Source organism: Albidovulum sp. (assembly GCF_008933605.1).
Taxonomy (GTDB): Bacteria; Pseudomonadota; Alphaproteobacteria; order Rhodobacterales; family Rhodobacteraceae; genus Albidovulum.
In genome coordinates, this window is record NZ_WBUS01000132.1 from 1 (window position 1) to 8,829 (window position 8,829).

Annotated in this window: 10 protein-coding genes; 5 read left to right on the forward strand and 5 right to left on the reverse strand. The window is 67.6% G+C overall.

Features of this window, described 5'->3' with window-relative positions; translation table 11 throughout:
• Positions 1-43: 43 nt before the first annotated feature.
• From ilvN to F9K34_RS14735, 5 genes are all read right to left on the reverse strand, one after another.
• A complete protein-coding gene (gene ilvN / locus F9K34_RS14715) occupies positions 44-604 on the reverse strand; it encodes an acetolactate synthase small subunit (protein ID WP_291337807.1) in 561 nt (186 codons plus the stop codon).
• Positions 605-639: 35 nt separating this feature from the next.
• Complete coding sequence (locus tag F9K34_RS14720; protein ID WP_291337808.1) at positions 640-2,019, reverse strand: arylsulfotransferase family protein; 1,380 nt, start codon at positions 2,017-2,019, stop codon at positions 640-642.
• Between the two features lie 33 nt (positions 2,020-2,052).
• Positions 2,053-3,807: an acetolactate synthase 3 large subunit gene (locus tag F9K34_RS14725; protein WP_291337809.1), complete on the reverse strand. Its 1,755-nt coding sequence runs from the start codon at positions 3,805-3,807 to the stop codon at positions 2,053-2,055.
• A 305-nt stretch (positions 3,808-4,112) separates the two neighbouring features.
• Positions 4,113-5,057, reverse strand: coding sequence for a calcium/sodium antiporter (locus F9K34_RS14730; protein WP_291337810.1), 945 nt, complete (start codon positions 5,055-5,057; stop codon positions 4,113-4,115).
• A 107-nt stretch (positions 5,058-5,164) separates the two neighbouring features.
• Positions 5,165-5,518 (reverse strand): winged helix-turn-helix transcriptional regulator, encoded by a 354-nt coding sequence (locus tag F9K34_RS14735; RefSeq protein WP_291337811.1) that lies wholly within the window; start codon positions 5,516-5,518, stop codon positions 5,165-5,167.
• Positions 5,519-5,639: 121 nt separating this feature from the next.
• Between F9K34_RS14735 and gstA the strand changes: the two genes are divergently transcribed.
• The 5 genes from gstA (at position 5,640) to F9K34_RS14760 (ending at position 8,558) form a co-directional block, all read left to right on the forward strand.
• Positions 5,640-6,245: a glutathione transferase GstA gene (gene gstA / locus F9K34_RS14740; RefSeq protein ID WP_291337813.1), complete on the forward strand. Its 606-nt coding sequence runs from the start codon at positions 5,640-5,642 to the stop codon at positions 6,243-6,245.
• 14 nt (positions 6,246-6,259) lie between these two features.
• Positions 6,260-6,634: a nuclear transport factor 2 family protein gene (locus tag F9K34_RS14745; RefSeq protein ID WP_291337816.1), complete on the forward strand. Its 375-nt coding sequence runs from the start codon at positions 6,260-6,262 to the stop codon at positions 6,632-6,634.
• Between the two features lie 15 nt (positions 6,635-6,649).
• Complete coding sequence (locus F9K34_RS14750; RefSeq protein ID WP_291337818.1) at positions 6,650-6,871, forward strand: tautomerase family protein; 222 nt, start codon at positions 6,650-6,652, stop codon at positions 6,869-6,871.
• The gene (locus tag F9K34_RS14755) at positions 6,871-7,317 is read left to right on the forward strand and encodes a DMT family transporter (RefSeq protein ID WP_291337820.1); all 447 of its coding nucleotides are present in this window, start codon (positions 6,871-6,873) and stop codon (positions 7,315-7,317) included. Before F9K34_RS14750 ends, F9K34_RS14755 begins: the two co-directional genes overlap by 1 nt.
• A 134-nt stretch (positions 7,318-7,451) precedes the next feature.
• Positions 7,452-8,558, forward strand: a complete 1,107-nt coding sequence (locus F9K34_RS14760; RefSeq protein ID WP_291337821.1) for a TRAP transporter substrate-binding protein — start codon at positions 7,452-7,454, stop codon at positions 8,556-8,558.
• Positions 8,559-8,829: the final 271 nt, after the last annotated feature.

The following is an 8,829-nucleotide window of genomic DNA, read 5'->3' on the forward strand; positions in this document are numbered from 1 at the left end:
CAACCCGCTCCGGGCGCAACCGGCGCCGGAGCCCTGCGCCCCTTCAGGCGCCGCGCGACAACGCGGCGACGCCGGTGCGCGCCACGTCGCAGAGGCCGAGCGGCCGCATGAGTTCGGCGAAGGCGTCGATCTTCTCGGACGTGCCGGTCATCTCGAAGACGAAGCTCTCGAGCGTCGAATCGACGACGTTTGCGCGGAAGATCTCGGCGAGCCGCAGCGCCTCGATGCGCTTCTCGCCGGTGCCCTTGACCTTGAAGAGCGCCAGTTCCCGCTCCACCGCCGGGCCTTCCACGGTCAGGTCGTGGACGTCGTGTACCGGCACGAGGCGGCCGAGCTGCGCCTTGATCTGCTCGATCACCGAGGGTGTCCCACGGGTGACCACGGTGATCCGCGAGCGGTGGCCCTGGTGGTCCACCTCGGCGACCGTGAGGCTGTCGATGTTGTAGCCGCGCCCGGAGAAGAGACCGATGACGCGGGCGAGCACGCCCGCCTCGTTGTCCACGAGCACGGCGAGCGTGTGGCGCTCGATCACCTGCGCGTTGGGGTCGCGCAGGTCGTAGGCGGAATGGCTGGTGGAGCCCTTCTTGATGTTGAGCGGCGACATATCTCTTCCTTCCTCTTCGGCCCGGCCGCCGCCCCTCAGGGCGCCGGGCAGGACCAGTCTTTCACGGTGAAATAGGCCGCGGGGTAGGACCGCGCCTCGGTGATCTCGGCGACGCGGGTGGCGTCGTAGCGGTTGATGTATTCCCAGACGATACGCCCCTCGGCGTCCGTCTCGAAGGCGCGGCCGGCCTCGAATTCTGTCACGAGGAAGCCGCCGGTCGCCAGCGGTTGCTGTTTGCCGCGGATGACGCTCAGCATGTCCTGCCCCGGACGGTTGCCCCAGAGGCCCTCATAGGCCCCGGTGCGCGGGTCCACCCGCCCGACCTCGGACACGAAGGGCCCGTCGACGGGGCTCGTGTCGCGCTCGCCGAGGAGGGTCCGGTAGGCGTTGTTGTTGAAGAGCGTGATCGTTCCGTCGGGCATGAACTCCGGGTCGTGCTGGCGCCGCCAGGGGCCGACCTGATACCACTTCACCCGCCAGGTCTCCGGACTCACGACCAGAAGCATGTTCTGCTCGCGCAGCGACAATAGCAGATCGCCCGGCGCGAACCGTGGAAAGGCGGCGGCCATCTCCGCCGGCAGTTCGGCGATCTTGTTCATGTGAACGATCTCGTCGTTCCAGCGCCCGGTGGCGAAGAAGCTCATGCCGTTCGCCGTCAGGAGCGTCTCCAGGCCGTTGTCGTAGAGGATCCGCGGCACCGATCTCGCTTGCGTGACCTCCCCGTCCTCGCTGACCTTCAGGATCAGGTCGTCGAGGATGTAGGGCACGCCCTTCATCTCGGTGAAGGGCGGAAACTCGTCCTCCATCCGGCCGGGGTGAAGGAGCCGGAGCCCCGGCACCCAGTAGCCGCCGCCCTCGGACTTTTCGACCGAGTGGTGGGTGGCGTGCTCCAGCGTCCATTCCGTGCGCCCGCAGCGGTCGAGCTTGATGAGGCCCGCATATTCGTAGTTGACCACCACCGACCCGTCGGGGTTGACGACCAGCCCGTGGAGATCGACGTTCCAGTCGGTCTGCGGCGCGCGGTCCTCGAGATAGGCGGTCTCGGGGAAGTCGCGCGAGTATTGCAGCGTCCACGCAGCGACCACGGTTCCGTCCCGCCGCAGGAGCCGGATGCCGTTCTGCCCGTCGAAGAACCCCGCGACGGCGATGAGCCGGTCATCGGCGGCGGCGTTGATCGTGACGCCTTGCCCGGCCTGCCGCGCCGGCTGCAGGAAATTGACGGGCTCGCTTCCCACGAGGTTCGGCATTTCGGAAAGCGCGAGCCCGGCGGTGTCGAGGAACGCCGTGACCGTCCGGTAGGCCCAGCCCCCCGTCGCCCCGGACCAGAGCCCGTAGCCGAAGGCGCCCGCCGCGAGGAGTGCGATCCCCGCGACGGCCGAAACGGTCCTGCTGCCGTCGCGTTGCCCGTCGCCCATGACCCGTCCTGTCCGACGCCCCCCTTCGCGCCCCTAGACCAGCACCGCGCCGCCGGCCTGGATCGCGCCTTCGGTCGAGGCGTCGCCCAGCAGCATCTCGTTGTGCGGCTTGCCGGAGGGGATCATCGGGAAGCAGTTCTCGTGCTTCTCGACGAGCACGTCGAGGATGTATGGCCCGTCGTAGTCGATCATCGCCCGGATCGCATCGTCGAGGTCCTGCGGCCGGTCCACCTTGGCGCCGGCACAGCCGAATGCCTCGGCCAGCTTGACGAAATCGGGCAGGCTCTCGCTCCAGGAATGCGAATAGCGCTCGCCATGGAGGAGCTGCTGCCACTGGCGCACCATGCCGAGGCGCTCGTTGTTCAGGATGAATTGCTTCACCGGAGCGCGGAACTGCACCGCCGTCCCCATCTCCTGCATGTTCATCAGCCACGAGGCCTCGCCCGCCACGTTGACGACAAGCGCGTCGGGATGGGCAACCTGCACGCCGATCGAGGCAGGCAGGCCGTAGCCCATGGTGCCGAGGCCGCCTGAGGTCATCCAGCGGTTCGGCGCGTCGAAGCCGAGGAACTGCGCCGCCCACATCTGGTGCTGGCCCACCTCGGTCGTGACGTAGCGGTCGCGGCCGCGGGTCAGCACCTCCAGCCGTTCAAGCGCGTACTGCGGCTTGATGGTCTTGTCGGAGTTCTTGTAGCTGAGGCATTTCTTCAGCTTCCACTGTTCGATCTGCCCCCACCATTTCGTCAGGCCCTCCTTGTTGACCTTGCGGCCGCGCGCCTTCCAGACCTTCAGCAGGTCTTCCAGCACATGGCCGACGTCGCCGGTGATGGCGATGTCGACATGGATCACCTTGTTGATCGACGAGGGGTCGATATCGACATGCGCCTTCTTCGAGCGGGGCGAGAAATCGGCGATCCGCCCGGTGATGCGGTCGTCGAAGCGGGCGCCGAGGTTGATCATCAGGTCGCAGTCGTGCATGGCGAGGTTGGCCTCGTAGAGCCCGTGCATCCCGAGCATCCCGATCCAGTTCTTCCCGCTCGCCGGGTAGGCGCCGAGCCCCATCAGCGTCGAGGTCACCGGGAATCCGGTGGCGTCCACCAGCTCGCGCAGGAGCTGGCTCGCCGCGGCGCCGGAATTGATGACGCCGCCGCCAGTATAGAAGACCGGGCGTTCCGCCTTCTCCATCAGGTCCACGAGCGCGGTGATCGCGGCAATGTCGCCCTTCACCCTCGGCTGGTAGTGGCTGACCGTCGCCTCGCGCGGGGCCCGGTAGGTGCCCGTCGCGAACTGCACGTCCTTGGGGATGTCGATCAGCACCGGTCCCGGCCGGCCCGAGCGGGCGACATGGAAGGCCTGGTGGATCGTCTCGGCCAGCCGCTCGGTGTCCTTCACCAGCCAGTTGTGCTTGGTGCAGGGGCGGGTGATGCCCACCGTGTCGGCCTCCTGGAAGCCGTCGGTGCCGATCATGAAGGTGGGGACCTGGCCGGTGAGGCAGACGAGCGGGATCGAGTCCATCAGCGCGTCGGTCAGGCCGGTGACCGCGTTCGTGGCGCCGGGGCCCGAGGTCACGAGGACGCAGCCGACCTTGCCGGTCGAGCGGGCATAGCCTTCGGCCATGTGGACCGCACCCTGTTCGTGCCGGACGAGGATGTGGCGGATGTCGTTCTGCTGGAAGATCTCGTCATAGATCGGCAGCACCGCGCCGCCCGGGTAGCCGAAGACCACCTCGACGCCCTGGTCCCTGAGCGCCTGAACCACCATCTTCGCACCGGTCATCTGCCGCGACATCTTCGTCTCTCCGTCCGTGCCGTCACTTGCACAAGAAAAAGCCCCCGAGGGTCGTTCGGGGGCGCATGGGAACCATTATGGCCAACCGTCACCGGCCCATGCGCCAAACCTCAAGCTCTACGAGGATCGGGGTCATCGCCCACGAGGCTCCCTTGCTGCTGTGCGGCGGACATTATTGGCGCGCGCCGGGGGCGTCAACCGGCAAAATCCGGAATAAAGTGTCGCAGACGCCGGTTTATCGCACATTTTCTTTCGCTGTCCGGCGAAATCCGGAAAGATTGCGCATTCCGGGGGCATCCTCGCGGCTAGGGCTGGCCGATGAACGCGAAGTATCCGGCATAACCAGCGAGGAGCCCTGCGCCGCCAAGCCGGCCGACCTTTCCCCGCAACGCCGCGAAGCCCAGCATCGCAAGTGCCGCGGCAAAGGCAAAGACCATGTCGAGCCGCGCAAAGCGCGGATCGGCCGGGACGGGCGAAATCAGCGCCGTGACGCCAAGGATGCAGAAGATGTTGAAGATGTTCGAGCCGAGGATATTTCCCACGGCGATCTCGGGCTGGCGGCGGATCGCCGCAAGTATCGAGGTCGCAAGCTCCGGCAGCGATGTGCCGATGGCGACGATGGTCAGGCCGATCACCGCTTCGCTGACCCCGAAGTCGCGCGCGATCGCGGTCGCGCTCTCGACCAGGAGCCGGGCGCCGAACATGAGGATGACAAGGCCGGCAAGCACGGCTGGAAGGCTTTTCCAGAGCGACGGCGCCACCGCGGCCGCGGCAATCGCGGGGTCGATGTTGGGTTCCTTCGCTCCGGATGTTCTTGCGCCTGTCAGCGCCTGCCAGAGGTAGAGCCCTATGCCTGCCAGCAGCACCGCGCCGAAGACCCGCGTCACCGAGCCGGACAGCAGCATCGCCCAGAGGACCAGCGTCGCCGCGATCATCGCGGCATAGTCCCGCCGCATCGGCGCGAGCGGCATCGGCACCACGGTGATGAGCGCCGAGAGGCCGAGGATCAGCAGGATGTTCGCGATGTTGGAGCCGACGACGTTGCCGATGGCGATGGCCGGCGACCCGGCGAGTGCCGCCTCGAGCGAGACCAGAAGTTCGGGCGTGGAGGTGCCGAAGCCGACGATTGTCAGGCCGATGATGAGCGGCGGGACCATCAACCGCTGCGCGACCGCGACCGATCCGCGGATCAGGAACTCGCCACCGACGAAGAGGCCGACGAGCCCCGCCGCGAACATCAGATAGACCACGATCCCCTCCGCACTGCTGTCGGACCTAGATCGGTGCGGCAGGCGTTTTTGCAAGGGGCAGGGGGCACATCGCGCCGATGCCGGCGGAACGCTGTTGCCAGCCGGGATCAGGCCGCGGTCGCCGTCCGGCGCGCCTTCAGCTTCATGCCGACGTCGGCGATGGCGCGGATCGCGGGGAGGAGTTCCGCCCCGAGCGGGGTCAGCTCGTACTCGACCGACGGCGGCGAGGTGGGCACGACCCGGCGATGGACGATGCCGTTCTCTTCCATCTCCCGCAGCCGCTGGGTCAGCACCTTGGCCGAGACGGGCGCCATGTCGGTCTTGAGTTCGGAGAACCGGCGTGGTCCGCCGGAAAGGTACCAGATCGTGTTCGGCGTCCAGGCCCCGCCGATCATGGCCATGCAGGCGGCGAGGGGGCACTGGGGATTCGGGGCTGCGTTCCTGCGGCGTTTCAGGGCCATGGCGGTCTCCGGGTTACCGGCGGGTTACCACAAAATCATGGTTACAGCAAGTAAGGTGGTTTCCAAAGGTTACCGTATTACGCTATGCGTCCCGGCACCGACCAACGATACGGAGACTGCGATGAAACTCTATTACTCCCCCGGCGCCTGCTCGATGGCCTCGCACATCGTGCTGAACGAGATCGGCCGCCCGTTCGAGACCGAGCGCGTCGACACGCGGTCGAAGAAGACCGCGGACGGCACGGACTTCCTTTCGGTGAACCCGAAGGGCAAGGTGCCCGCGCTGGCGCTCGACGGCGAGGTCCTGACCGAGGGCCCGGCGATCCTGCAGTTCGTGGCCGATGCCGCGGGGGCCGAGACGCTCGCGCCGCGGGCGGGCACGCTGGCACGGGCACGGGTGAACGAGGTGCTGACCTACACGAGTTCCGAACTGCACCCGGCCTTCAGCCCGCTCTTCAATCCCGCCCTGGACGAGGTCGGGCAGGCTGCCGCGCGCAGGACCGTGGCGGCGAAGCTCGACTGGTTCGAGGCGCGGCTGGCCGACGGCCGGGCCTATCTCACCGGCGGCGATTTCACAATTGCCGACGCCTATGCCTTCGTCGTTGCCAACTGGGCGAACTTCACCGGCATCGCGCTCGAAAGCTGGCCGCGGCTGAAGGACTACGTGGCGCGCGTCGCGGCCCGCCCGGCAACCCAGGCGACGCTGAGGGCCGAAGGGCTGATCTGAGAAGGGGAAGGCACATGAGCGACTTCGCCGCCGTGACCGAGGTGCTGGGCACCTATTTCGACGGACTCCACCATTCGGATACCGCGCGGCTTGCCCGCGTGTTCCACCCGCAGGCGCTCTATGCCTCGGCCAGCGACGGGAAGCTCCTGCACCGGACGATGGGGGAGTATTTCCCCGTCGTCGACGCCCGGCCGTCACCGGCTTCGCGGGGGGAGCCGCGGGAAGACCGAATCGTCTCCATCGCCTTCGCCGGCCCGGTGACGGCGACGGCGGTGGTGACCTGCGTCATCGGCGCGACCCGTTTCACCGACTGCCTCACGCTCGTCCTCCTCGACGGCCGCTGGCAGATCATCGCCAAGGTTTTCCATGCCGAGGCGCGCACCCACTGACAGGGAGGATGGACAATGCCCTACGTCAACATCAGGATCACCCGCGAGGGCGCCACGCCGGCGCAGAAGACGGAACTGATCCGCGGCACGACCGAGCTTCTGGTCCGCGTGCTGGGAAAGAACCCGGCGACGACGCATGTCGTCATCGACGAGGTCGCGCTGGAGGACTGGGGCGTGGCGGGCCTTCCGGTGACGGAATTCCGCGCCCGCGCGGAGCGAAAGGGCAAGGAGAACTGATGCCGGAGACGCTGCGATACGCCTCGGTGATGCTGCTGGCGGGCATCGGCATTCCGATCCTCGCCGCGCTCAACGCCCGGCTCGGCGCACGCATCGGCGCACCCGCCGCCGCTGCGACGGTGCTCTTCGCCGTGGCCCTTGCCAGCGCGGCGCTGGTCATGGTCGCCACGCGCGGCACGGCGGCGCTGTCCGCCGCGCCCGGCCAGCCGAAACACCTCTTCCTCGGGGGCGTGCTCGTGGCCTTCTACGTGCTCTCGATTACCTGGGTGGCACCCCGCTTCGGCCTTGGCAACGCGATCACCTGCGTCCTTCTGGGCCAGCTTCTCTCGGCCGCGGTGATCGACCAATGGGGCCTCATGGGGGCGATCGTGCGCGAGGTGACGCCGGTCAGGGCGGCCGGGCTCGCCATCATGGCGATCGGCGTGGTCCTGACCCAACGCGGATGAAAGGTGACGTCCGGTAACGTTCTCGCAGTCGGCTTGTCCATGCTGGACAGGACCTTAGGGGCGTGTAAAGTCTTCCCGTCACCGGCCCCCGGCTGGGCGCCGCTGGTCAAGATCACACCCAAAGGGAGGTTCCAATGGATCGTCGTTCATTCCTGACGAAAGCCGCCGTCGGCGGCACGGCCGCGGCGGCGGGCGCCGCGCTCGCGGCGCCCGCCATCGCCCAGTCGGCCCCTAAGATCACCTGGCGCCTGACCTCGTCCTTCCCGAAGTCGCTCGACACGATCTACGGCGGCGCCGAGGTCCTGTCGCAGCGCATCTCGGAAGCGACCGACGGCAACTTCCAGATCCAGGTCTTCGCGGCGGGCGAGATCGTTCCCGGTCTCGAGGCCGCAAACGAGGTCGGCGCCGGCAACGTGGAGGCCTGCCACACGGTCGGCTACTACTACTTCGGCAAGGATCCGGCCTACGCCGTCGCGGCAGCCGTGCCCTTCTCGCTTTCGGCGCGCGGCATCAACGCCTGGCACTACCACGGCGGCGGCATCGATCTTTACAACGAATATCTCGCGCAGCACGGGCTCCACGCGCTGCCGGGCGGCAACACCGGCGTCCAGATGGGCGGATGGTTCCGCAAGGAGATCAACACCGTCGCCGACATGCAGGGCCTGAAGATGCGGGTCGGCGGCTTCGCCGGCCAGGTCATGTCGAAGCTCGGCGTCGTGCCGCAGCAGATCGCCGGCGGCGACATCTATCCCGCGCTCGAGAAGGGCACCATCGACGCCGCCGAGTGGGTCGGCCCCTATGACGACGAGAAGCTCGGCTTCTACAAGGTCGCGCCCTACTACTATTACCCCGGCTGGTGGGAGGGCGGCCCGACCGTCCACTTCATGTTCAACAAGGCGAAGTTCGAGGAACTGACGCCGGCGTACCAGTCGCTTCTGAAGTCGGTCTGCCAGGGTGTCGATGCCGACATGCTGCAGAAGTACGACTACAAGAACCCGGCGGCGATCAAGTCGCTGGTGGCCAACGGGGCGCAGCTGCGCCCGTTTTCGCCCGAGATCCTCGAAGCCTGCTTCAACGCCGCCAACGAGGTCTACGCCGAGATGGAGGCAACCAACGCGGCCTTCGCCAAGCTCTGGCAGTCGATCAAGGCCTTCCGGTCGGAGTACTACACCTGGGCGCAGGTGGCCGAATACAACTACGACACCTTCATGATGCTCCAGCAGAACGCCGGCAAGCTCTGAGAAGGGCGCAAGGCCCGCAAATGGCGACACCCCGCGGAGCGATCCGCGGGGTGTTTTCCGTTTCCGGGGGCGTCCTTGCTTCGCCGCTCAGTTGGACGCCGGAGGCTGGCCGATCTGCGGTTGCCCCAGAGGAGGTTGCCCCAGAGGCGGCTGGCCGATCTGCGGTTGGCCCAGAGGCGGCTGACCCGGGGCGGCGGGCGACGGAGTGCCGCCGCCGAGGCCGCCACCCAGCCCTCCGCCCAAGCCACCGCCCAGTCCACCGCCGAGACCC